The 22,472-nt window shown below is 63.8% G+C and carries 22 protein-coding genes; 11 read left to right on the top strand and 11 right to left on the bottom strand.

All coding sequences use genetic code 11. The annotated features are described in order from the left end of the window. Positions 1-98: 98 nt before the first annotated feature. The 4 genes from ABDB81_RS23050 to ABDB81_RS23035 form a co-directional block, all read right to left on the bottom strand. Entirely contained in the window at positions 99-704 is a 606-nt protein-coding gene (locus ABDB81_RS23050; protein WP_137923514.1) for a 2-hydroxychromene-2-carboxylate isomerase, read from the bottom strand. Further along, complete coding sequence (locus tag ABDB81_RS23045) at positions 701-2,026, bottom strand: MFS transporter (RefSeq protein WP_137923515.1); 1,326 nt, start codon at positions 2,024-2,026, stop codon at positions 701-703. Before ABDB81_RS23045 ends, ABDB81_RS23050 begins: the two co-directional genes overlap by 4 nt. Before the next feature lie 39 nt (positions 2,027-2,065). Then, positions 2,066-2,845, bottom strand: a complete 780-nt coding sequence (locus ABDB81_RS23040; protein ID WP_346813692.1) for an aldolase — start codon at positions 2,843-2,845, stop codon at positions 2,066-2,068. 149 nt (positions 2,846-2,994) lie between these two features. Beyond that, a complete protein-coding gene (locus ABDB81_RS23035) occupies positions 2,995-3,900 on the bottom strand; it encodes a LysR family transcriptional regulator (RefSeq protein ID WP_346813695.1) in 906 nt (301 codons plus the stop codon). A 288-nt stretch (positions 3,901-4,188) separates the two neighbouring features. Between ABDB81_RS23035 and ABDB81_RS23030 the strand changes: the two genes are divergently transcribed. From ABDB81_RS23030 to ABDB81_RS23020, 3 genes are read left to right on the top strand one after another with little or no spacing between them, the layout of a single operon-like run. Beyond that, a complete protein-coding gene (locus tag ABDB81_RS23030; RefSeq protein WP_160473600.1) occupies positions 4,189-4,536 on the top strand; it encodes an HdeA/HdeB family chaperone in 348 nt (115 codons plus the stop codon). A gap of 57 nt (positions 4,537-4,593) precedes the next feature. Next, a complete protein-coding gene (locus ABDB81_RS23025; RefSeq protein WP_137923518.1) occupies positions 4,594-5,844 on the top strand; it encodes a cupin domain-containing protein in 1,251 nt (416 codons plus the stop codon). Between the two features lie 18 nt (positions 5,845-5,862). Beyond that, positions 5,863-6,009 carry an alternative oxidase gene (locus ABDB81_RS23020; RefSeq protein ID WP_249359094.1) on the top strand — a complete coding sequence of 49 codons (147 nt, stop codon included), beginning with the start codon at positions 5,863-5,865 and terminating at the stop codon, positions 6,007-6,009. Between the two features lie 61 nt (positions 6,010-6,070). On the opposite strand, the gene ABDB81_RS23015 is transcribed toward ABDB81_RS23020, so the two are convergent. Then, positions 6,071-6,982: a LysR family transcriptional regulator gene (locus tag ABDB81_RS23015; protein ID WP_346813691.1), complete on the bottom strand. Its 912-nt coding sequence runs from the start codon at positions 6,980-6,982 to the stop codon at positions 6,071-6,073. A gap of 165 nt (positions 6,983-7,147) precedes the next feature. On the opposite strand from ABDB81_RS23015, the gene ABDB81_RS23010 reads away from it, so the two are divergent. The 4 genes from ABDB81_RS23010 (at position 7,148) to ABDB81_RS22995 (ending at position 10,244) form a co-directional block, all read left to right on the top strand. Continuing rightward, a complete protein-coding gene (locus tag ABDB81_RS23010) occupies positions 7,148-7,924 on the top strand; it encodes an SDR family oxidoreductase (protein ID WP_346813690.1) in 777 nt (258 codons plus the stop codon). Between the two features lie 563 nt (positions 7,925-8,487). After that, a complete protein-coding gene (locus ABDB81_RS23005; RefSeq protein ID WP_160473598.1) occupies positions 8,488-9,021 on the top strand; it encodes a prepilin peptidase in 534 nt (177 codons plus the stop codon). Between the two features lie 11 nt (positions 9,022-9,032). Further along, complete coding sequence (locus tag ABDB81_RS23000) at positions 9,033-9,548, top strand: hypothetical protein (protein WP_160473597.1); 516 nt, start codon at positions 9,033-9,035, stop codon at positions 9,546-9,548. A gap of 105 nt (positions 9,549-9,653) precedes the next feature. Beyond that, positions 9,654-10,244 (top strand): biliverdin-producing heme oxygenase, encoded by a 591-nt coding sequence (locus ABDB81_RS22995; protein WP_346813689.1) that lies wholly within the window; start codon positions 9,654-9,656, stop codon positions 10,242-10,244. A gap of 22 nt (positions 10,245-10,266) precedes the next feature. On the opposite strand, the gene ABDB81_RS22990 is transcribed toward ABDB81_RS22995, so the two are convergent. Together ABDB81_RS22990 and ABDB81_RS22985 are read right to left on the bottom strand one after the other, a co-directional pair. After that, complete coding sequence (locus tag ABDB81_RS22990; RefSeq protein WP_346813688.1) at positions 10,267-11,703, bottom strand: HAMP domain-containing sensor histidine kinase; 1,437 nt, start codon at positions 11,701-11,703, stop codon at positions 10,267-10,269. Further along, positions 11,690-12,358: a response regulator transcription factor gene (locus ABDB81_RS22985; protein ID WP_137928368.1), complete on the bottom strand. Its 669-nt coding sequence runs from the start codon at positions 12,356-12,358 to the stop codon at positions 11,690-11,692. Before ABDB81_RS22985 ends, ABDB81_RS22990 begins: the two co-directional genes overlap by 14 nt. Positions 12,359-12,740: 382 nt before the next feature. Here ABDB81_RS22985 and ABDB81_RS22980 point away from each other — a divergent pair, with 382 nt between their 5' ends. Genes ABDB81_RS22980 through ABDB81_RS22970 form a run of 3 tightly spaced genes read left to right on the top strand, consistent with a single transcriptional unit; the run spans position 12,741 to position 13,971 of the window. Then, entirely contained in the window at positions 12,741-13,187 is a 447-nt protein-coding gene (locus ABDB81_RS22980; RefSeq protein WP_137928369.1) for an Ohr family peroxiredoxin, read from the top strand. A gap of 57 nt (positions 13,188-13,244) precedes the next feature. Continuing rightward, positions 13,245-13,718 carry a MarR family transcriptional regulator gene (locus tag ABDB81_RS22975; RefSeq protein ID WP_160473595.1) on the top strand — a complete coding sequence of 158 codons (474 nt, stop codon included), beginning with the start codon at positions 13,245-13,247 and terminating at the stop codon, positions 13,716-13,718. Between the two features lie 13 nt (positions 13,719-13,731). Continuing rightward, the gene (locus ABDB81_RS22970) at positions 13,732-13,971 is read left to right on the top strand and encodes a hypothetical protein (RefSeq protein ID WP_137928371.1); all 240 of its coding nucleotides are present in this window, start codon (positions 13,732-13,734) and stop codon (positions 13,969-13,971) included. A gap of 174 nt (positions 13,972-14,145) precedes the next feature. On the opposite strand, the gene ABDB81_RS22965 is transcribed toward ABDB81_RS22970, so the two are convergent. From ABDB81_RS22965 to ABDB81_RS22955, 3 genes are all read right to left on the bottom strand, one after another. Continuing rightward, positions 14,146-16,332, bottom strand: coding sequence for a phospholipase C, phosphocholine-specific (locus ABDB81_RS22965; RefSeq protein WP_346813687.1), 2,187 nt, complete (start codon positions 16,330-16,332; stop codon positions 14,146-14,148). Positions 16,333-16,355: 23 nt separating this feature from the next. Beyond that, positions 16,356-16,571: a hypothetical protein gene (locus ABDB81_RS22960; RefSeq protein WP_137928373.1), complete on the bottom strand. Its 216-nt coding sequence runs from the start codon at positions 16,569-16,571 to the stop codon at positions 16,356-16,358. 65 nt (positions 16,572-16,636) lie between these two features. Continuing rightward, entirely contained in the window at positions 16,637-18,667 is a 2,031-nt protein-coding gene (locus ABDB81_RS22955; protein WP_346813686.1) for a LamG-like jellyroll fold domain-containing protein, read from the bottom strand. 386 nt (positions 18,668-19,053) lie between these two features. On the opposite strand from ABDB81_RS22955, the gene ABDB81_RS22950 reads away from it, so the two are divergent. After that, a complete protein-coding gene (locus ABDB81_RS22950; RefSeq protein ID WP_346813685.1) occupies positions 19,054-21,183 on the top strand; it encodes an EAL domain-containing protein in 2,130 nt (709 codons plus the stop codon). Positions 21,184-21,294: 111 nt separating this feature from the next. Here ABDB81_RS22950 and ABDB81_RS22945 read toward each other — a convergent pair whose 3' ends face one another. Next, on the bottom strand, positions 21,295-22,269 hold the full coding sequence (locus ABDB81_RS22945; protein ID WP_346813684.1) for a tripartite tricarboxylate transporter substrate binding protein: 975 nt from the start codon (positions 22,267-22,269) through the stop codon (positions 21,295-21,297). Positions 22,270-22,472 lie beyond the last annotated feature (203 nt).

The raw sequence follows: 22,472 nt of genomic DNA, 5'->3' as shown, positions 1-22,472 counted from the left end.
AGTCTACCTTTTGAGGTGTCCAGGTTTATTGGACCACTACACCCAACCCCTCTCCCGCATGCGGGAGAGGGGAGCAACACAAGCGGTGAGCAAGGACATCAAACCCGCGCCACCACCGCTTCCTCCAGCATCTCCAGCCGATCCTGCCCCCAGAACAACTCGCCTTCGAACACGTAAGACGGCGACCCAAACACCCCTGCAGCCACGGCCTCGTCCGTGTTGCGGCGATACGTTGCCTCGATTTCCGGCAGGTTTGCGCGCGCAATCGAGGCATCCGCATCGAAGCCTTGATCGGCCAGCACCTCGCGCAGCGTCTGCTCCGACGAGATGTCACGTTCCTCGCACCACTCCGCACGCAGGATCGCTTTGTACAACTCCAGCACGGGTTGCTTCTGCGCGTCCACGGCGATGACGATGCGCGACGCCAGATCGGCGTTGGGACACATATACCGTGGCTGCGGATTGACCGGGATACCGAGCTTGCGGCACCAGCGTGCCAGTTCGGTCACCCGATACTGCTGCCGTTCCGCAGAGCGCTTTCCCAGCAGCATGCCACCAGTGCGCGCATACACATCGGGCAGATCCACGGGCTTGTGGCGAATCTCCACGTCGTGGCGACGGGCCAGTGCATCGAGTCGGTCCGCGCCCAGGTAGGCCCAGTCCGAATTCATCCAGAAGTAATAGTCGATGGCGGGCCGGTTCATACGCGCTTGCTCCCAGGGACTGCCGCGATGGGCGCACTGACGAAATCCGAGCCACGCATGCAGGCCGCGCTGAAGAAGGCGATGACGCTCAGGATGCCGAGATACCACACGATATAGGTGGGATTGCCGCCGCCGTATGCCAGCAATGACGTGGCCACGATAGGCGCCAAACCCCCGCCGATGGCGCCCGATACCTGCACCGCGATCGAAATCCCGCTGTAGCGCACCTCCGCCGGAAACTGCGCCGAGAACAGGCTGCCTTCCGGCGCGTACAAGGCAGCGTAGACCAGGCCGATGGCAATCGATAGCGCAATCGTGATGTTGTGCGGATCGAGTGTCTGCAGCAGCGCGAAGAACTGCGGTGCGAAGAGCAGGATGCCAGCGGTCCCCGCCATGAACACCCATTTGAAACCGATGCGGTCACCCAGCATGCCGAACAGCGGCATGGTGAACAGCGCGATGGCGGCTCCCCATACCGTGGCATCGAGCATCACGGTCTTCGGGATACCGAGCGTGCCGGTGGCATAGGCCAGCGAGAACGTGACCACCGTGTAGAACCACGTCACCTCGGCCAGCCGACCGCCCACCACGGTCAGTACCTGGCGCGGGTAGCGGCGCAGCACTACCAGCGCTGGCATCTCCACGTTGTCGCCCTTCTTCTGCACCTGCTCGAAGTCCGGCGACTCGGCCACCTTCGCGCGAATGAACCAGCCCACTGCCAACAGCACCACGCTGGCCAGGAACGGGATACGCCAACCCCACGTCAGCATGTCCTTCTCCGGCAGCGTCGCCACCATGCCCAGCGCGAGCGAGGACAGCACGAGTCCCGGCGCCACGCCCGCCTGCGGCAGGCTGCCGAAGAATCCCTTCTTGCCTTCCGGCGCGTGCTCCACGGCCATCAGTACGGCGCCGCCCCACTCGCCGCCAACTGCCACGCCCTGCAGCAGGCGCAGCAGCACCAGCGCCACGGCGCCCCAGTATCCGATGCTCTCGTACGACGGGATCAGGCCGATCAGGATGGTGGGAATGCCCATCATGAACAGCGTGATGAGCAGCATCGACTTGCGGCCCACCTTGTCTCCGAAGTGGCCAAAGACGATGCCGCCGAGCGGACGGGCGAAGAATCCCACCGAGTACGTGGCGAAGGCCGCCAGCGTACCGGTCAGCGGATCGAATGCGGGAAAGAATATCTTGTTGAAAATCAGTGCGGCAGCGGTGCCGTACAGGAAAAAGTCGTACCACTCTATGGTGGTGCCCATCATGCTGGCGAGGCCCGCCGTGACATACGCGCGACGTGAGCGCGTGGTCGGTATGGTGTTCATCGTGACGCTCCTTTTGGATTCTGGGTGAACAGCGGCGGTTCAGGCGGGAGGCAACGGCGCAATGCCGTGCGTCTGCCGTGCCCAGTACGCAAACGTGGCGTTGACGATGGATGGTTTGAGCAGGTAGTCGTGCGCCTCGCGAGCGAGTGCGTCGTCGACGGGTGTGAGCGCACCGAATGCCTGCGCACGGATCTGCATGCGCGCGGCGCGTTCGAGGTAGACGGAGAGATAGGTCGCTTCCTCGCAGCTCTTGCCTGCCGTGAGGTAGCCGTGATGCGCGAGGATGATGGCGCGCTTGGCACCCAGCGCCTCGGAGATGATCACGCCTTCCTGGTCGGCAATGGGCACGCCGGGCCATTCGCCCAGGAACGCGCAATCGTCGTGCAGCGGCGTCATGTCCATCTGCGAGATCACCAGCGGCTGGCGTGCGGCGGCAAGTGCCGACGCCCAGGGCGAGTGCGTGTGGATGATCGAATGGACATCGGGCCTTGCGTCATAGACCCACAGGTGGAAACGCGTAGCCGGATTCGGCATGCCGTCGCCGGTCAGCGTATTGAGATCGCGGTCCACTTCGATGAAATCGGCTGGCGTGGCTTCGTCGAAGCCGAGTCCGAAGCGCAGCGTCCAGTAGGCGCCCGGACGTTCGGAACGCACACTGATCTGCCCGGCCAGGCCGGCTTCCTGCTCGGTCATGGCCAGGATGCGGCAGGCATAGGCCATGGTTTCCTGCATCGTGCGCGGCTTGTTGCGCAGGTGCTGCGCCATTTCGGTCGTGGCGCGCGTGTCGAAATAGGATTTGTCTCTGAGGGGGGCGTTCATGTCTTCTCTCCGTGGTGGGCTCGCCGGCATGAAACCCGGCGATGCAGGAAGAAGTATGAAAACCAGACCTCGCACGTGCTATGACGTGGTGTTCATAGCAGCTATCTCATCTGGTCACAGGTTGGTCATGGCTTTCACCACAGCAGCCTTCAGGACTGCGTCGGTGTGTCGAGGGAGCGTGCGACCTGCAGCGCGCATTCCAGCAGCGTATCGGCCAGCGGCAGCGCGTGGCGCGCGGCGTGCGTGACCGCCACCATGCGGCGGCGCAGCAGCGGTGCGCGGATCTTCATCTTGTGCAGCCCGTATTCATTGAGCAGGCGCTCGGGCAGGCGGCAAGGCAGGATGCACTCGCCCACGCCGGTGGAGACCAGTTTGAGCATCGCATCCACGGTCTCAGCCTCGGTCACGTACACGGGCCGCAGCCCCGCGCTCTCGATCATTCGACGCAAGGCATAGCCTTGCGGAAAACCGACGAGACGCAGCGAATGGTCCCGCAGGTCCACCCCGTCTTCCGCCGGTGTGCCATGGGAAGGTTGCCGCGTCACCAGGCACATCTCGTCCTCGAACAGCGGATGTACGGTCAGCGCGGCGGTGTCCACGGCCGTGTCGTAGACCACGCCGAGATCCGCCTTGCCCCCCTCCACCAACGCCACGACATCGGCGGAACTGCGCCCCATCAGCGAAAGGTTCACGTTCGGATGCGTGCTGACGAAGCTCGCCACCACATCGGCGATGAAGTAGTAGCTGACCGTATGCACGATGGCCAGCCTGACCGTGCCCTGCGTGGTGCCATGCGCCTGGCGTATGGCATCGACGGCCTGATCGATGGCGCGGTACGGTCCCTCGATGGCCTCCTGCAGCTTCTGCCCGGCTTCCGTCAAGGCCACGCCGCGCCCGGTGCGCACGAACAAGGGCTTGCCCAGTTGCGCCTCCAGTGTGGACAGTTGCTTGCTGACACCCGATTGCGTCTGATCCAGATCCTCGGCGGCCCGTGACAGCGATTTGAGTTCGGCAATGCGAAGAAAACAGCGAAGCAGGCGATCAGGTGTATCCATTCGGGGGCGGATGGCGGCCATGGCGGCGCCAGTTCAGTCATTGTTTTCAACACGGTATCGCGCTCGCGCACCACTGCAATGCGCACATACCCGTGCCACAGCCTATCAAATCACGTCTGGCCAGGTATAGCAGGGTTCGTGCCCGGCACCACCATGTGTTTCGGCAATCGCTCATGTATTGGGGCAATGTCGGTGGCGGCGCCGCTCCTATGATCGGTCTCAAGGAATGGCCATGCAGACATGCCCTTCCCTTCGAAGATTCCCTCATTCACTTTCAAGGAACTGCAAATGAAAGCCTCGACTCCGATCCTCGCCTCCCTGCTCGCCGCCGTGCTCGCCACGCCGCTGATCGCCAGCGCCGCAGCCCCTGCAGACGTGAAGACCGTCAAGCCGTTCAAGATGACCTGCGAGGAATTCCTGTCGGTCAGCGAGGCCTACAAGCCCGCCGTGGTGTACTGGATCGCCAGCAAGGACAAGCTCGGCGTGCGCGAGAACGACGAGATCACGGTGGACACGCCGCGCACCGTCGAACACGTTGTCGAAGCCTGCAAGAAGGCCCCTGGCCAGAAGCTGGCCACGCACGTGAAGAAGTCGCTGCAGGACCAGACGCTGAAGATTAACTACAACGGGGCCTGATCGGCGCAGCCCGCGCAGGGCTTCCTGTCCTCCTCTGACTTTCCCGCGAGGTACACCATGACCAACCTGGCCAGACGCAACGTAATGATGGGTGCGGCGGCCGCCGCGCTCGCCGCGGCCGCCACGGCGCATGCCGCGACATTCGGCAACCCCGATCGTCCGCCTGAAGGCGCGATCAACGCACGCAATCCGCAGGACCTCACTGACCCAGGCCCGCAGAACCGCGCGCTGGCGGATCAGTTCCCGTCCGCGCAGAACGCGCCGCCTACCGATGTCAACGGCATGCCGCAGTTCTGGGCGTCCTTCAACAACGCGCACAAGCGCGTGCAGAACGGCGGCTGGGCGCGGGAGGTCACGCAGGAGGACTTTGCGATTTCCAAGGACATCTCCGGCGTCAACATGCGGCTCTCCGCAGGTGGCATTCGAGAGATGCACTGGCACCAGCAGGCCGAGTGGGCCATCATGCTCGACGGCAAATGCCGCATCACCACGCTCGACGAGGAAGGCCGTCCTTCCGTGCAGGACGTGAAGGCCGGCGACCTCTGGTACTTCCCACCCGGACTCCCCCATTCGCTGCAAGGGGCGGGCACCACGGGCGCCGAGTTCCTGATCGCGTTCGATAGCGGCATGGCATCGGAATTCAACACGCTGCTGCTCACAGACTGGGTTGCGCACACACCGCCCGAGATCCTGGCCGCCAACTTCGGCGTGCCCGTGGAAGCGTTCAAGAACATCCCGGTCGATAACCTGTGGATCTTCCAGGGCACGCAGCCCGGCCCGCTTGCCGCGGCCCAGCGCGCGGCGTCGTCGAAGAAGGGTCCGCCGGCGCTCCCCGTGACGTTCTCGCTCTCTGACTCCGTGCCGGTGCGCAAAACCCGCAGCGGCCAGGTGCAGATCGCAGACAGCCGCAACTTCCATATCTCGAAGAACATCGCGGCGGCGCTGGTCACCGTGCATCCGGGAGGACTGCGCGAACTGCACTGGCATCCGAACGCCGATGAATGGCAGTACTACGTCAAGGGCAAGGGCCGCGTGACCGTGTTCGATACGGGACCGAAGGCGATGACCGCCGACTTCCGCGCGGGCGATATCGGCTATGTCCGCAAGGGCCTGGGCCACTATGTGCAGAACGTGGGCGATACCGACCTGATCTTCGTCGAGGTCTTCAAGGCCGATCACTTTGCGGAAGTCTCGCTGTCCGACTGGCTCGCCCACACGCCGCCGGAAATGGTGATGCAGACGCTGAACATCAGCGCCGAAACCCTCGCGCAGTTCCCGCGCGACCGGCCAGACATCATGCCCGAGTGAGTCTGGCGCCCCGGCTGAATGGCCGGGGCATTTTCCTGCCCTTTTCCTCCCTATCCGGGCGATGTGGTCCTGGCAGTGCGCGCCGATGAGGTCGGGCACAGGGATGTCAACCATGACTATGCGAACCAGTTGTCTGGAGCGGAGCGTGTGAGTCAGGCCGCCTGACCCACCTCGCCAGACAAGGCGCCCGCGATGCTGCGGGCGCTTCTGCTTTCCGGTTTGACACTCAGGCCAGCAAGCCGCCGAGTCTTTCGCTCATCCAATCCCCGAACTGACGGACACGGGCCGGAACATTACGGCGATGTGGATACAGCAGGTTGATCGGCATCGGTGCGGGTATGTGGCGCGTCATCACTTCGACAAGCAAACCCGTCTCCAGATCGGGAGCCGCCGTGGCAAGCGGAATCTGGGCCAGGCCGAATCCTGCCCGGCATGCCGCGCTGTATGCGGCACTGTTGTTCACGGTCACCCGATGGGCCATCGGCACGCTGCGGGTCACGCCGCCCTCCTCGTACTCGAATCCCATGGGCGTGCTCGACGGGTTGGGCATGTAATGGATCAGCCAGTGCATGGCGAGATCGTCCAACTTCTCGGGCACGCCGTGCGCTGCCACATAGCTGCGGCTGACGACGTTGACCAGCGGCATCTGGCCAATCGGCCGGCATGCCAGTGACTCGTCCACGACGCTCCCGGCCCGGACCACACAGTCAAACCCATCTGCAATGACATCCACCCGCCTATCCGTGCTGCAGACATCGATCTGCAAGGCGGGATGTCGCGCCATGAATTCAGGCAGCGCGGCCATGACGACACCGGCAGCCATGCCGAGCGGCATATCCACGCGCAACAGGCCGCTCAACTGTTGATGGCTTGTGCTGAACAGCGTTGCCAGTTCCTCGAATTCCTCCAGCAACCGTTCGCTGCGGCCGAGCAGTTCCTGGCCCTCGCTCGTCAGCACCACGCGACGCGTCGTGCGCTGCAGCAGGCGCGCACCGAGCTGCTTCTCCAGCCGGCTGATCGATGTAGATACGGTGGAGCGCGGCACCTGCAAGCGCAGTGCCGCCTGCGTGAAGCTGGCTTGCTGTGCGACGAGCACAAAAACCCGCAGGTCAGCAGTGGACGGAAGTTCGGCGGTCATGGGGCGTGGGGCGTGGGGGCGCGTGAAAAATGGGGCAAGACCATTGATCGAGAAATTCGACCAGTGATGTCGATGCGGCGTTATTTATCCGCTCGCATCCGAACAGTAGAGTAACTGGACCGACCCAATTGATCCAGTCAGATCTCACTACCCAGGAGCCCGACCATGACCCACCCAACCCTTTCCTGCTCGCGCATCGCCCTGATTACCGGTGGCAGCCGTGGCCTCGGCAAGTCCGCCGCACTGCATCTGGCCGCACAGGGCTGGGATGTGGTCATCACCTACGCCCAGCGTGCCGACGCCGCGCAGGAAACCGTCGCCGCCGTGGAACGCGCGGGACGCAAGGCCGTCGCGCTGCAACTCGACACCGGCCGGGCCAGCACGTTCAAGGCGTTCGCGGAAACGCTGCGCCAGACGCTCTCCGAAACGTTCGGTCGCGACACCTTCGACGCGCTGTTCAACAACGCGGGCACGGGTTCCAACGTCTCGTTCATGGAGACCACCGAAGCGGAATTCGACGACCTGATGAACATCCACCTCAAGGGCGTGTTCTTCCTGACGCAAGCCCTGGTGCCGATGCTTGCCGATGGCGGACGGATCATCAATGTCTCCAGTGGCCTGGCCCGCTTCTACGGCATGGGCAAGACCACCTACGCCACGATGAAGGGCGGCGTGGAGGTGCTCACCCGCTACCTGGCCAAGGAACTCGGCGCACGCGGCATCCGCGTCAACACGCTGGCCCCTGGCGCCATCGCCACCGACTTCGGCAACGGGGTGGTCCGCGACAACCCGCAGGTCAATGCCCTCGTCGCCGCCAACACCGCACTGGGCCGCGTCGGCCAGCCCGACGATATCGGCGGTGCAGTAGCCGCCATGCTCTCGCCGGAAATGGGCTGGATGACTGGCGAGCGGATGGAAGTGTCGGGCGGGATGTTTCTGTGATGCGCTTGCCGAGCGTGTCATAGAGACCGACACCCTCCGCTATGCGCTCCCCTCTCCCGCGTAAGTGGGAGAGGGGTGGGGGTGAGGGCATGCAGTTCAAATTGCGACCTGTTGGTGATTGCACCGCCGGCCCTCTCCCCCAGCCCCTCTCCCGCGTTGCGGGAGAGGGGAGCAAACCGAGCGGCATCGTATGGGCCCACGTCCTCCGCTATGCGCTCCCCTCTCCCGCGTAAGTGGGAGAGGGGTGGGGGTGAGGGCATGCAGTTCAAATTGCGACCTGTTGGTGATTGCACCGCTGGCCCTCTCCCCCGGCCCCTCTCCCGCGTTGCGGGAGAGGGGAGCAAACAAGCCCTCGCCCGCTGCTATGCGCCCCCGCCAGCTTCAAACCACAAAAATTCTTAATGATCCGTAACTTGCCTCACGAACAACAATGATTCTCAATACGGACCTGGCCGAAAGTTTGTGCCGGGTCCGTTCGTCTCATCCGCGTTCGTTAGGAGTTCGCTCATGTCGCCCCATATTCCGCAATTTCCGTACGCTCGGTGTGGCGTTCACGTGCGCTGATGACGGGGTCGCTGGCGTTCGCCGGGTGGGTGTTGCCGCCTGTGCTGCTCTGGGTCGGCTTCTCCGACCTGCTTTACCGACGCATTGCCAATCGTCTGGTGCTGGGGTTGCTCGTGCTGTGGCTGATGCAGCTTGCGTGGCTCGGCCTGCAAGGATCGGAAGCATTGTCATGGCCCGGCATTGCACGCGGCGTCCTTGCCGCTGCCATCGTGCTGATAGTCGGTTACGGCCTGTTTGCCATGCACTGGGCGGGCGCGGGCGATGTGAAGCTGGTGGCCGTGCTGTGCCTGTGGATGGGCAACGAGGTATCTGCGTTCCTCGTGGTCACATCGCTGGCGGGCGGTGTGCTGGCGCTTGGCCTGCCTTTGCTGCGCAGGATCGAGCGATTCCTGGCCGCACGGGTGTCACGGCTCGGCACATGGCTGCATCGGCCGCTACCCACGCCGCTGGCGCTCAGTTCGCACACTACGCCCGGCATCCCCTATGGTTTCGCGATCGCTGCCGGCGCGGCGTTCGTGCTGTTTCACGGCTGATCTCCCCCGCTATGCGTCATCGCACTCCCCCCACCAGCCGCAACCGTGGCGCACTGGCCGTCGAGGCAGCGTTTGCGCTGCCTGTCATCATCGCCGGCGCCATGATGTTCATGGAGCTGGGCAACATCGGCCTGGCCATCAACATGGGCAGTTCGGCACTGGAGCATGCCATCGCGCAGTTCCGCGAGGACCCTGCGGAATCCATCGAAGCCGGACAGATGGAGCGGATGGTGCGCCAGCGCATGGCCGCCGCCTCGCATGGCTATCTGGGTGACAGCGATATCGCTACCGTTGCCGTCGAGAGTTTCACGTCGCTCGATGCATTGGATGGCAACGACGCGCGCAAGGCCAAGACGGCGCCGACGCGCACCGTGCCGGTCTGGCGCATCACCGTGGAGATCCGCAAGAACTTCATCACGCCGTTGCCGCGCCTGCTGGGCACAGACGGCACGGCATTCCGCTACCAGTACCAGCACTTGCTGGGCGACCTGCCCGCGCAGACACACACACTGTCGCAGGCGAATTAAGTACGTATCCAACATGAAGCAAGGTTAACGTGCCTTGCGCAGTGCGATCACGTAAAAAGAGTGACCGCTGTTCACCCTCTCGAATCATTTATGAGTGTCTCGCCGATGACCACGAACCCAGTCGCCCAGCCCACGCTGTCTTCCCGCCTCAAGCAAGAGACCGCTGCACAGCATGAGCGCATGCACACGCTGATGGAAAGCGCCGATCCGTTTGCGAGCCGCGAAGGCTATGCGCGCTTTGTTGCCGCGCAGTATCTGTTCCAGCGCGATGTGGAGCACCTGTTTGCGGATGCCGCCGTGCGCGCTGCGGTGCCCGATCTCGACGGACGCGGACGCGCCGAGGCATCGCTGGCGGACTTGAAGGATCTGAAGTGGGACGCGCCGACGGGCGACATCGCCAGCGCAGGCGTGGCGATGCCCGAGGCACTGGGCTGGCTCTATGTTTCCGAAGGCTCCACGCTTGGCGCCGCTTTCCTGTTCAAGGCCGCGAAAGAAAGCCTGGGCCTGTCAGCCGAGTTCGGCGCACGCAACCTCGCTGCGTACCCGGAAGGCCGTGCCGTAGCATGGCGCAATTTCGTGGCCGCGCTCGATAGCGATGCCGTGCCGGCACAGACGCACGATGCGGTGATCGCCGGTGCGAATGCGGCTTACGATCGTTTCGGACAGTTGCTGGCCGAGATGTTCGAGACGGCCTGATATCGCAGGATCGGCGGGCGCGCTACGAAGTCGTGAGCGCGTCCTTCAGCCCGGTCTTTGCATTCCAGTGGCGGCGGTCGAGCAGCAGCACGGCCAGCAACCCATGCGGCTCGTTTTCTTCGAGCGACAGGCGCGCACCGTGCAATCGCGCAATGGCATTGACCAATGCCAGGCCGAGACCGCTGCCCGACTGCGTGGTCCCGCCCAGACGCCGGAACCGCTCCACCGCCTGCCCGCGCAGCGCGGGCGGAATGCCCGGACCATGATCGGCCACGCCCAGTGCGATGCCATCGCCACGGCGCCGCGCCAGCAGCACGAGTGTCTCGCCCTTCCCCGCCCCGTCTTTTCTCGCGTATTTGATGGCGTTTTCAAGCAGGTTCGACAACGCCTGGAATAGCAGCGCGCGGTCACCATAGAGTTCGCGCCCCGGCTCGGTCTCGATGCGCAACTCCATGTCCGAGAGCGCCACCAGCGGCGCATAGTATTCGGCAAGATCTTCGAGCAGCGTGCGGGCTTCGAACCATTCGAACGCATGCTCGCAACGGCCCGCTTCCACCTCGCCGATCCGCAGGACCGCACGGAACATGCGCTGGATGCGTTCGGCTTCTTCCAGCGCGCCCACCACATCGTCGCGCATCTGCGGATCGACTTTCTCCGTCAGCGTTTCCAGCCGGTTGTGCAGGCGCGTCAGCGGTGTACGCAGTTCGTGCGCAAGATGGCTGCTCACGCTCTTGACCTCTTCCATCAGCCGATTTGCGCGGTGCAACACGTGATTGATGTCCTGACCCAACAGGTCGAACTCGTCACCATCGCGTCCGCACGGCACTACGGCATCACGCTCGCCCGTCACATAGCGGCGCAGTGCACTGCGGATACGGTCCACACGCCGCATGCTGCGGACGCTGGTATAGAGTCCGATCGCAAGGCTCGACAGCAGCACGGCGAACAGGCCAGCGCCCGCCACCAGTGGAATCACGCGCAGGCGTTCGCGCATCGGCAGGATGTCGTAGCCGCTGAAGAACACGCCGCCATCGGCCAGCGGCACCTGCACGCCGAACAATTGCGCGAGTCGCGCGCTGGTATCGCTGACGGTCACGTTGCGCCATTGCAAGGCACAGGGCGGCTCGCATTGCAGCGCGGTCCTGACCTGGGGGTCTCCGAACAGCAGCGTGCCCGCAGGCGACACCACCAATGACTTGCTGCCCTCGCGCTCGCGGCTGTCGTCGCGCGCGAGAGCCACGGCCATGCTTTGCGCATCGGAGAAATGATGACTGCGCTCCTGCGTGCGGACGTCGGCCAAGACCATATCGCGCACGTGGCTGTGCAGCAACGCGTCGATCTGATGCGCACTCAGCAGCACCGTGCCAACGGCCACCAGCAGGAAGATGAACGCCACCATGGACGCATGGCGGAACGTGCTCGTTTCCAGCAGGTGGGCAACGCGCTCAGCCCAGGACATAACCGACCGCGCGCACCGTACGCAGCAACGACCGGGGGAAATTCCGGTCGATCTTGCTGCGCAGCTTGGAGACATGGACGTCTATCAGGTTGGTTTGCGGATCGAACTGATATCCCCAGACTTTTTCGAGCAGCATCGCGCGGGTCACCGTGCGGCCAACATTGGTGGCCAGCACCTGCAGCAGCGCGAACTCCTTCTCGGTGAGGTCGATCAACTGGCCGCCACGCGTCACGCGCCGCTCGCGCCAGTCGATGCTGAGGTCTTCCAGTCGCGTGATCCAGTCAGGATCGTTCGGTGTGGCGCGCCACTTGACCATGCCTTCCAGCCGCAGCAGCAGTTCGGTGAAATCGAATGGCTTGCCGAGATAGTCACCAGCGCCAGCGCGCAGCCCTTCTACACGGTCGCTCGGCTGGTCCACGGCGGAGAGCACCATCACCGGCGGATGCGGATAGTCGGCCAGCGCGTTCAGCACGCTGATACCGTCGATGCCGGGCAGCATGCGGTCCAGCAGCACGGCGTCGAAGGCTTCGCTGCCGATCAATTCCAGCGCCTGCTCGCCAGTATTCGTCAGGCGGCAGTCGTGCCCGTTCTGTTGAAGTTTGGCACTGAGCCAATGACTCACTCGCGAATCGTCTTCCACAATCAGAACGCGCATGACAGATTCCCCCTTTTCCTGCTGACCAACGACTTCGACCCGGTGTTTGTGGCTGGATTGGATGCAATCTGTACCAGCTCGGTCGCAATTCTATATGAGACTCATTCTCATTTGTACCCAAAAATGGGTTAATTTTGAAGTTACTGCGATGCATCCACCGCTTTGGGCCTGCCAAAAACGCATTATTGGAGAACTCGAAGCGGCAGAGGATTAACTTTGCTTAACGCTCGCGTGAGCGACGCGGCGCCTGCCCGGCCGTCCGCCGCCCGGTGCAAATTCCTCCTTGACATTGGCTTTGCCATGCACCAAGATGCTTTACATCGCATGCGATTGTTTCGCTTGCGATGGAAATCCACCCGAAATACTTTGTAGGCCAGACATCATGAGCAAGATCGAAAAAGTCCTCTTCACCGGCAAGACCCACACCACTCCGGCCGCAGGCAACGTGCGCCGCGCACATGGCAAGCTCGATATCCAGCTCTCCCCCGGCCGCGACGCCGCGCCGGAACACGTCTTCACATCCATCGAGTCGCATCCCACGGCCGAGCAACTCTTTGCCGGTGCGTGGTCGGCCTGTTATATCGCTGCCATCGGCCTCGCCGCGCAGCAGCGCAAGATTGCATTGCCCGATGGCCTGGCCGTCGATATCGAAGTGGATCTCGGCCAGAGCGGCGCCGAGTATTTTCTCCAGGCTCGCCTGAACGTGACGCTGCCTGGCATCGCCCACGAACAGGCCACGGAGCTGGCGCACGCTGCCGATGCCATCTGCCCGTACTCGAAGGCTGTCCGCGGCAACATCGACGTGGCCATCAACGTAGTGACCGCGTAATCAACCCCAATCAGTCGGATGCGATACACTCGCATCCGACTCTCAACGGGATACATCATGACTGACAGCAGCAAGCAACCGTCCGTACCCAAGGCCAAGCCCGCGCGGCTGTCAGACTTCCTCTGCTTCGCGGTGTATTCGGCGAATCTTGCCTTTGGCAAAGCCTACAAGCCCATCCTCGAACAATTGGGGCTGACCTATCCGCAATACATCACCATCGTTGCGCTCTGGGAGGAAGACGACCAGACCGTGGGCAACCTTGGACAGAAACTGTTCCTGGAGTCGAACACGCTGACGCCGCTGCTCAAGAAACTGGAAGCCATGGGCTACGTCGAACGCCGCCGCGATCCTGCCGACGAACGGCTCGTCCGTATACGGCTGACCGCGAACGGCCGCGAGCTGCGCGAACGACAGTCGGAAACAGGACTCGGCGGCGCAACCGGACTCGACGACAAAGCCTTCGCCGAACTGCAAGCGTCGGTCGTGGCCTTGCGAAACAACCTGCTGCGCGCCGTGGAAGCGCGCGAGTAACCGGAGCTTCACCATGGACTACACCCCGATCAGTTGCGAATTCCATGACCGTCTGGAAGACGTGGCCACGCTGCGCAAACAGGCAGTGATCCGCTATCGCGACGCCAACGGTGATATTCAGCAATGCACCGCGAGGATCGCGGACATCGTCAATCTGAAGAAAGAAGAATTCCTGCTGCTGGATTCCGGCGAAAGTATTCGGCTGGATCGGCTGGTGGAGGTGGATGGGTATCTGTTGGCGGATGCGGGTTAGTAGCAACTCTCCTCTTGTTTGCTCCCCTCTCCCGCAAGGCGGGAGAGGGGTCGGGGGAGAGGGCCGGAGGGTCTGCTTGCCGAGCGCCTCGGGATTTGAACCGCTTGCCCTCTCCCCTGCCCCTCTCCCGGAGGGAGAGGGGAAAACTACCAGTCGCTCAACTTCCTTCGCGCTTTACTCGATCACGGTCGCATCAATCACCGACTTGGCAATCGCCGGATCAGACACGCCATCGGCGCCCGTTTCCATCCGGCCTGCAAAGCGCCGCTGGAAGCCGCCCTGCGGCACGCTCGCAGTGAAGTCGTACCAGTTGCCCTGCCGTCCAACCGGCCAACTCTGGTCCAGTTGCATGCCGGCGGGAATATCGAACGTCAGCGTTTCTCCGTTCCGATAGGCGTTGGCCTTGATGCTGAACTGGCAGGTGGCCGTGCCCAGGTTCATCATCGTCAGGCGCACCGTACCGAGCGGGGGGTCGTAGCAGACCCGCACTTCCGGCGAGGCACGACCTGCGCCGGACGATGCCGAGGTATCGCCAACAAAGCTGCGGTGGAAACCGTTCGGCCCCAGCACCCACAGGTCGTACTTGCCACCATCGGCCAGCGTGTCCCACACGCCGAAGAGTTCCTTGCCCGCCTCCACCGCATAACGACGCGGCACGCGATCCAGATGCAGACGGTCGTAGACGTGAAACACCGCCGCAGCGCGTCCCGTGTTGCGAAAAATCAGTGTGAGCTGGTTCGGTGCGATCTGGTTGGCGGCGTTGGCGTTCTCGCGCGCGCTGACGTGCAATTCATAAGGCAGTGCGCGCGACGGACGCGAGCCCGGGTCCTGCCGCGCCGCGTTGGTCTGCTGCGCAGCGGCGGAAGGCAACGGCACCTGAGCGAGCGCCTGCTGCGCGGCACGCACGGCATCTGCCGATGTTTTTGTGCGACTCGGCAGCGTGGGCAACACTTCGTTGTTTGGATTGACGAAGTTGAACGCGGAGGTCAGGTCGCCGCAGACCGCGCGCCGATAGTCGCTGATATTCGGTTCCAGCACGCCAAAGCGCTGCTCCAGGAAGCGCAGCACGGACGTGTGATCGAACACCTGCGAGTTGACCCATCCACCCCGGCTCCACGGCGACACCACGTACATCGGCACGCGTGGGCCCGGGCCGTACGGCTTGCCATCGGTGTGGTACTCGGCGTCCATCTTGTCGATGGTGGAGCCACCCGTCAGCGGATCGGTCTTGCTGGCCGGTGCGCACGGCGGCGGCGCGTGATCGAAGTAGCCGTCGTTCTCGTCGAAGTTGATCAGCAGGACCGTCTTGCTCCAGACATCGGGATTGCTCGTCAGGATGTCGAGCAGTTGCTGCGTGTACCACGCGCCCTGCACCGGGCTCGACGGCCCCGGATGTTCCGAGTACGTGGCCGGTGCCACGATCCACGATACCTGCGGCAGCGTACCCGCCGCGATATCGTCGCGCAGGCTCTGCATGAAGCCGCTATCGGGCATGGTGTTGGCGATGCCGCGCAGCAGCGGCGTGACTGCATCGTCAGCCGGTGTCCAGGCCGGATACGGGCTGCCGCTCGATGCATTGCCGCGGGCTTCGTTGGCCTGGCGGAACTTGACGAAGCCGGCCAGCGGGTTATCGCTGAAATTGTCCGGCATGTTCTGGTACACCTTCCACGTCACGCCTGCGGCTTGCAGGCGCTCTGCATACGTGGTCCAGCGATAGCCGCTGGTGGATGCGCCGATGGTGTCCTGACTGTTGTCGATCACCGGGCCGCCACCCGTGGCGAGCGGATCGTTGGTGCCGGTCCAGTGGAACACGCGGTTAGGGTTGGTGCCGCCGTGGAACGCGCAGTGGTACGCATCGCACAGCGTGAACGCGTTGGCCAGTGCGAACTGGAAGTCCACCTCGGCCTGCTTGAAGTAGCCCATCGACTGCGTGTTCTTGGAATCCGGCCACTTGGCGATGCGACCCAGGTCCCATGCCGCCTGTGCATCGGGATACGTGTGCGGCGTGCCGCTGACACGTTGTGCGTTGCCCGCGGTGCTGTCAAGGTGATACGGATAGATGTCGCGCGCGGGGCTGCCCACCGTGTACTGCTGCTGCCAGACGTTGCGCCCGCCCGCCGTGGGAATCGGGAACCGGTCGCCGAAACCGCGCACCCCCTTGAAGGTGCCGAAGTAGTTATCGAACGAGCGGTTTTCCTGCATCAGGATGATGACGTGCTGCACATCGCGAATCGATCCGGTGGCGTTATTCGCGGGAATGGCAAGCGCGCGGCGGATGGACGGCGGAAGTGCGGTAAGGCCGGCGGCTGCGGCACCCGTGCCGGCCAGCTTCAGGAATTGACGTCTGCTGCTTGTTGTCATGATTCTTGGATTTTTGGAGTTGTTCAGGGCGCGCAACGCGTGGTCGGCGTGTTCTGGGCCGGCGCGTCGATGGGGCGCAGTTCGGAAGCCGGCGTGGCGGTGGTGCCGCCGCTACCGCTATCGCTGCCACCGTCGCCACCGCAGGCGGCCAGCGTGGCAATGGCGGCGGCGCACAGCGCGCCGGTCAGCATGCGGCGCAAGATGGTGCGCGCGTCGATCGAAGGACGAGTGAGGTTCATGTTCGGCAGTTCCGTGAGGCAGCGCCCCATGCGGAGAACGCAAGGGGCCGCAGGTAATCAGAGGATCAGGGGTTCAGTGAAGACAGCGGCTTGTGCGATCCGTCGATGCTCAGCAACTCGTCGGCGGTCAACGCGCGGGTCCAGACGGCTACGTCGTTGAAGTCCATCGCACCGTTCAACGCCCCGGCGTTGTTTGCCACGTAGTTGAACGTGGCGTCGTTGTTCAGCGCCCAGCCCACGCCCAGCCCGTTGAGCTTGGTGACATCGGTATTGGCGATGACCTTGTTCTCCACCTTCTGCACGCCGCGCAGCGGATCGATGATGTAGCCGCTGAAACGCTTGGCCGTGGCGTCCACGACGAGCGCCACATAGGCCCACTGGTTCGCACTGACTTTCAGGCCGTTGATATCGTCGCGCTTGCCACCGCCGCTACCGATGTTGAAGCGCAGTTCGCAACTGCCGAACAGGCCGATGGCAATACCGGCATTACCACCCGATGCATAGTTCTTGTTCGACATGACCGGCTCGCCAATGCTGTTGCCCTGCGTGCAGTCGGTGCGGAACCAGAAGCCCAGGGTGAACTGGGGCGACAGCGCAAAATCCGCAGCGGCAGGTGTGAAGCGATAGCTGCCCGTGCGCGAATCCACACGCAATGCGTTGGCCTTGAAGTTGTCGGTCACCAGGCTGCCCCCGTCGATACCGGCAACAGCCGGGGTCAGCGTGGAGCCATTCTTCACATCGACCGGCGGCTTCGCATCGAGCGAGTAGTAGATGGCGAGCTGATTGCGCAGCGAATCGGCCAGCAGCATGGGGCGCGTGTAGTTCAACTGCGCAAGATACGAGGCGGCAATGCCGTTGCGCAGCAGCGTGTAGTTGAAGCGATGCAGGCCGGTGGGCAGGTCGAAGTTGCTATCGGTGAAGCTCGTCGCATTTCCTGCCAGCGTGGCCACCTGCACGCCGTCGCGCAGCACGACAATGCTGTCCGCGGCCGTGACCGGATTGGTCCACGACAGCACGAGCGATGCGTTGTAATCCCCGGCGGCGATGCCGATATCGCGCGTGCCACGCGGTGTCTGGAGCGCGATGCCATCGAAATTTCGCGCGGACGCGGCCACGTCGATGCGTGCAAAGGACAGCACAGTCGGCAGGATGTCCGCCTCGGCAGGCGTATCGGCCAATACCTGATCGCTATCGGGCACCGGTGCGGCAACGCGATTGTTGCTGATATCGACCGGCTGGTTCAACGCAATGAAGGCCGTGCGGTTCTGCAAGGTGGGCACGGCGGTGGGGACACCGGTGCGGTCCAGCCCATACGGCGTGGTGACCACCACGAGCCAGTCTTCCCCGGCGTTGGCCTGCTTGCGTGCATCCACCGCATCGAGCAACTGGCCGAGCGATTGATCGAATGCGGAAAGCGCTGCGGTGTAGCTGCCCGCCTGGTAACCGTCGGCCGCAGCGGCCAACGCCGGGGCGCCGAACTGCGCGAGCACAAGATCGTAGCCGGCGCGCACCATCGTCAGTCCCTGTTCGGCCACGCAACGATCCACGCCCGCGCAATCGATGGCGGTATCGAGCGCACTGCCCGTGCGTGCCTTGGCAAGCAATGCAGGAAGCAGCGGCGACGTGGTGGCTGCGCCGAGCTTGCGTGCGCCGTCAGCCATACGCATACGCTCGAAGAGTGTCGGGACATTCGGACCCGTGTTGCCCTGCGCATCGACGGTTGCAGCGAGGTCGCCATCATCCGCAATCCCATGGCGGTTGGCCCAGCTACCTGTGAGCACCGTCGCCCAGCTTGCCGATGGCAGCGGCGGCTGGGCCGTCAACGTGGCCGGCGTGCCGCCGGTGTGGGATGGCATGACGGCCAGACGTGCCAGGTTGGGCATGGTCTTGCGCGCCATGGCGGCCTGCACCTGGGCATAGGTAGCACCGTCCACGCCGATCAGCAGCACCTTGCGTGCCGTGGACGTGCCGGGGGTGTCTGCTGCGGGGCTGGTGGTGGCGCCGTTGCTGCCGTCGCCGCCGCAGGCGGCGAGTACGGCGGTGAAGGCCAGGCCAGCGGCCACGCGTGCGGCGCGGCCTTGGTGCTTTCTGCTCATTGTCGGGATTCCCTGTCGCTGTTGTAGTGCGCGTGCCAACTGGCGCGTGGCATCGTCGGTCTGACAGGACGGCAGCGTACGGGGTGACGTTTTCGGCCAATTGACAGATCCCCCAAATCGACGAATACGGGGATTCGGAATTTTTGGTTCGGGTTCCGCGCACGGCAAAACGTCCGTTTGACGTGCTCCCGCAGGACAATGCGCAGCGCATCCCAGGGAAACCCTTAGAAACCGGAAAATAACCAAACCGGGTTATTCACCGGGTTCCGGTGGCCGCACATACTGGGCGGGACCCCTCGTCACGTGGGTGGCTTTCTCATGGAGACTCACCGCGCGGCGGTTTCAGGACGGGCGCATTGTCCGAATTTCCAGACGGCAGACGACGCATGAGCGGCAGCTATCACCCCCTATTTGTGCTCCTTTCCGTCATGGTGGCAACCCTGGCCGCGTACACCGCGCTGGAGCTTGCCGCACGGATTCCTTCAGACGCCGAACGCGGACGCCGGCAACGCTGGCTGGCTGGCGGCTGCGTGGCGCTCGGCATCGGTATCTGGTCGATGCACTTCATCGGCATGATGGCGTTGTCGCTGCCCATCGCCATCGGGTTCGACGCGCTGCTGACCGCCCTTTCCGTCCTGCTGGCCAGCGCCAGCGCCTATCTGGCGCTGGCCACCGTCACGCGCGGCTCGCTGACGCCGAAGCGGCTTGTGCTGGCCGGCACGCTGATGGGCCTCGGCATTGCGTCGATGCATTATTGCGGCATGGCCGCCATGAAGATGGCGCCGGGTATCCAGTATTCGATGCCCATCGTCGCGCTATCGGTGCTGCTGGCCATCGCGGCGTCGATGGCGGCCCTGCTGATCGCGTTCCGGCTGCGCAATGCGGGCGACGACTATGTCGTCGTGAAGCGCTTTGCTGGCGCGCTGGTCATGGGCCTGGCCATTGCCGGCATGCACTACACCGGCATGGCCGCCGCCAGCTTCGCGCCCGGCGCTGTCTGCCTGACCGTGAACGCCATTGGCGCCGACTGGCTCGCCGCGCTGGTGTCCGTCGCCTCGTTCCTCGTGCTGGCTGGCACACTGTTCTTTCTCGGCTGGCATAACAGCGCGCTGGTCAGTTCCCTGCGCGAAGCCCGGGGCCGCCTCGATCATCTCGGCACGCACGATGCACTGACCAACCTGCCGAACCGGGTGTCGCTGCTGCGCCATATCGAAACAACCATTACCGAGGCATCGCGCACCAACGCGCCGTTCGCCGTACTGTTTCTCGATCTGGACGGGTTCAAGGGCATCAACGATGCACTCGGCCATGCCGTGGGCGACTCGCTGCTGCAGGACTGCGCCACGCGCCTCGTCGACGCCACCGGCACCGATGGACTGGTGGCCCGCGTGGGCGGCGATGAATTCGTGGTGGTGCTCGGCGCAATCGGCGAAGAAGGCAAGGCGGCGGACGTGGCGTCGCGACTGCTGCGCACACTGTGCAAGGAAGGGCTGGCCAATAACGCGCGTCTTCGCACCGCTGCCAGCCTCGGCATCGCCTTCTATCCGAAAGACGGCACCACCGCCGACGAACTGCTGCAAAACGCGGACATCGCGATGTATGCCGCCAAATCCGCCGGACGGAACGCGTACCGTGTGTTCACGCCCGAGATGAGCCTGAAGGCCGACCGGGCGATGGTGCTGCAGCGCGACCTGCCGCACGGCGTGGACGATGGCAGCCTGTACCTGGCCTTCCAGCCCAAGTTCAAGACGCAGAACCGCAACCTGACCGGTGCCGAGGCGCTGATCCGCTGGCGGCATCCGCTCTATGGCGAGGTGCCGACGCCCGAGTTCATCGGCGTGGCCGAACGCTCCGGGCAGATCGTGCAGATTGGCGAATGGGTGGTGGCCGAGGTATGCCGATGGATTCGCCGCTGGGATGATGCCCGGCTGCCAGCCACGCAGATCGCCATCAATCTGTCGGCGGTGCAGTTCGCTGTCACGGATCTTGTGGAGCGCATCGATGCCATCGTGACCGCTGCCGCTGTGTCCCCGTCCCGCTTCATGTTCGAGGTCACCGAGAGCGTCGCCATGCACGATGCCGACAAGACCGCGCAGATCGTGGCGCAGTTCCGCGAGCGGGGCTACGACATGGCCATCGACGGCTTCGGCACCGGCTATTCCAGCCTGGCCCACCTGCAGCGCTTCCGCGTGAAGCAACTCAAGATCGACCGCTTCTTCACGGGCGAGCTCGATGTCCACGAGGTGGAAGGCCGCGCATTGCTGCAGGCCATCGTCACGCTATCGCACGCGCTGCAAATGGATGTGGTGGCCGAAGGCGTGGAGACGCCCACGCAATTGCGCAAGATCCAGGATGTGGGCTGCGACGAGGTGCAGGGGTTCTTGCTGGCCACGCCGCTGGCCGGTGCGGATTTTGAGGCGGTGATGCGTGAGTGTTCTCCCCTCTCACGCTCATCTTTTCTCCCCTCTTCCGCCGCCATTTCGCTCCCCTCTCCCGCCCTGCGGGAGAGGGGTTAGGGGAGAGGGCCGGAGGTTCTGCTTGCCGACCTCATCGCAATTTGCACTGCCGGCCCTCTCCCCCGCCCCTCTCCCGCTCGCGGGAGAGGGGAGAAAGCTGTCGCGGCTATCTCACGAACTCTGAATCCCGCGCTTGCGAATGAAATCACCCCAGACCTTCGATTCCGACGCAGCCCGCTGCTTGATCGCTGCCGGGCTGCCCACCACCGGATAGAGGTACAGTGCCGACAGCTTGGCCTTGACCTGCGGATCGGCCAGCGCGGCCTGCACCGCCGCATTGAGCTTCGCAACGGTCTTCGCATCCAGCCCTGCCGGCCCCACCAGCGCGTACCAGCTCGGCATCAGCGGCACATCGATCCCCGCTTCCTTCACAGTCGGCACGTTCGGCAATTCCTTCACACGGTTCTGGCCGATGATCATGACCGGCACCACGGTGCCGCCCGTCACCTGCGGCAATGCCGCGCCCAGCACGCTGACCATGGCGTCCACTTCGCCCGCCACCACGCCAGTCAGCGCCGGACCCGAACCCTTGTAGGCCACGTGCGTCATCTTCAAGCCGAGCTTGTCAGCCACGACTTCCATCGCCAGGTGAGTGGAGTTGCCCACACCGGCACTGCTGAAGGAGAGGCCACCAGGCTTGGTCTTGGCCTTGTCGATGAAGCTCTGCACAGACGTGATGCCGCTGGCCTTGCTGGCCAGCAGCACGAACGGCGTATCGACCACGGGCGAGATGAAGGTGTAGTCCTTCTGCGGATCGTACGGCAGCGTGGCGTACAGGTGCGGGTTGAAACTGAGCTGCGACACGCCGGTCAGCAGGACGGTGTAGCCATCGGGCTGCGCCTTGGCCACCGTGCTCATGGCAACGATGCCGTTGGCACCGGGGCGGTTGTCGACCACGATCGACTGGCCGAGGTCCTGCGACAGCCGTTCGCCGAGCAGGCGGGCCACCACGTCGCCGCCAGAGCCGGCGGACTGCGGCACGATCATGCGGATCGGCCGGTTGGGAAAGGATTCGTCCGCGTGGGCGGCGCCATGACTCAACACGGCCAGCAGGGTGAAAGCGGAAGCCATCAAACGTCGGTACATCAACAATCTCCAATCGAAGCAACAACAGCAGTCCATGAAAATTTCATGTCGATGGTATGGATCTGCGCGGCGATTCACCAATACGGTTTGCCGATGCCAACATAGGCAAGGGCTATGCCCCAGTGCATGCGCGAGGTTTGCGCGCAAACATGGGGCAGGAAGCACTATTGCAATGCAACATCATCGCTGGCGTGCGCGTTGAC

The sequence above is a fragment of the Cupriavidus sp. DL-D2 genome (genome assembly GCF_039710735.1).
Lineage (GTDB): Bacteria > Pseudomonadota > Gammaproteobacteria > Burkholderiales > Burkholderiaceae > Cupriavidus.
Note: the sequence above shows the minus strand (reverse complement) of the source record. Positions and strands in the feature narration are given on the sequence as shown.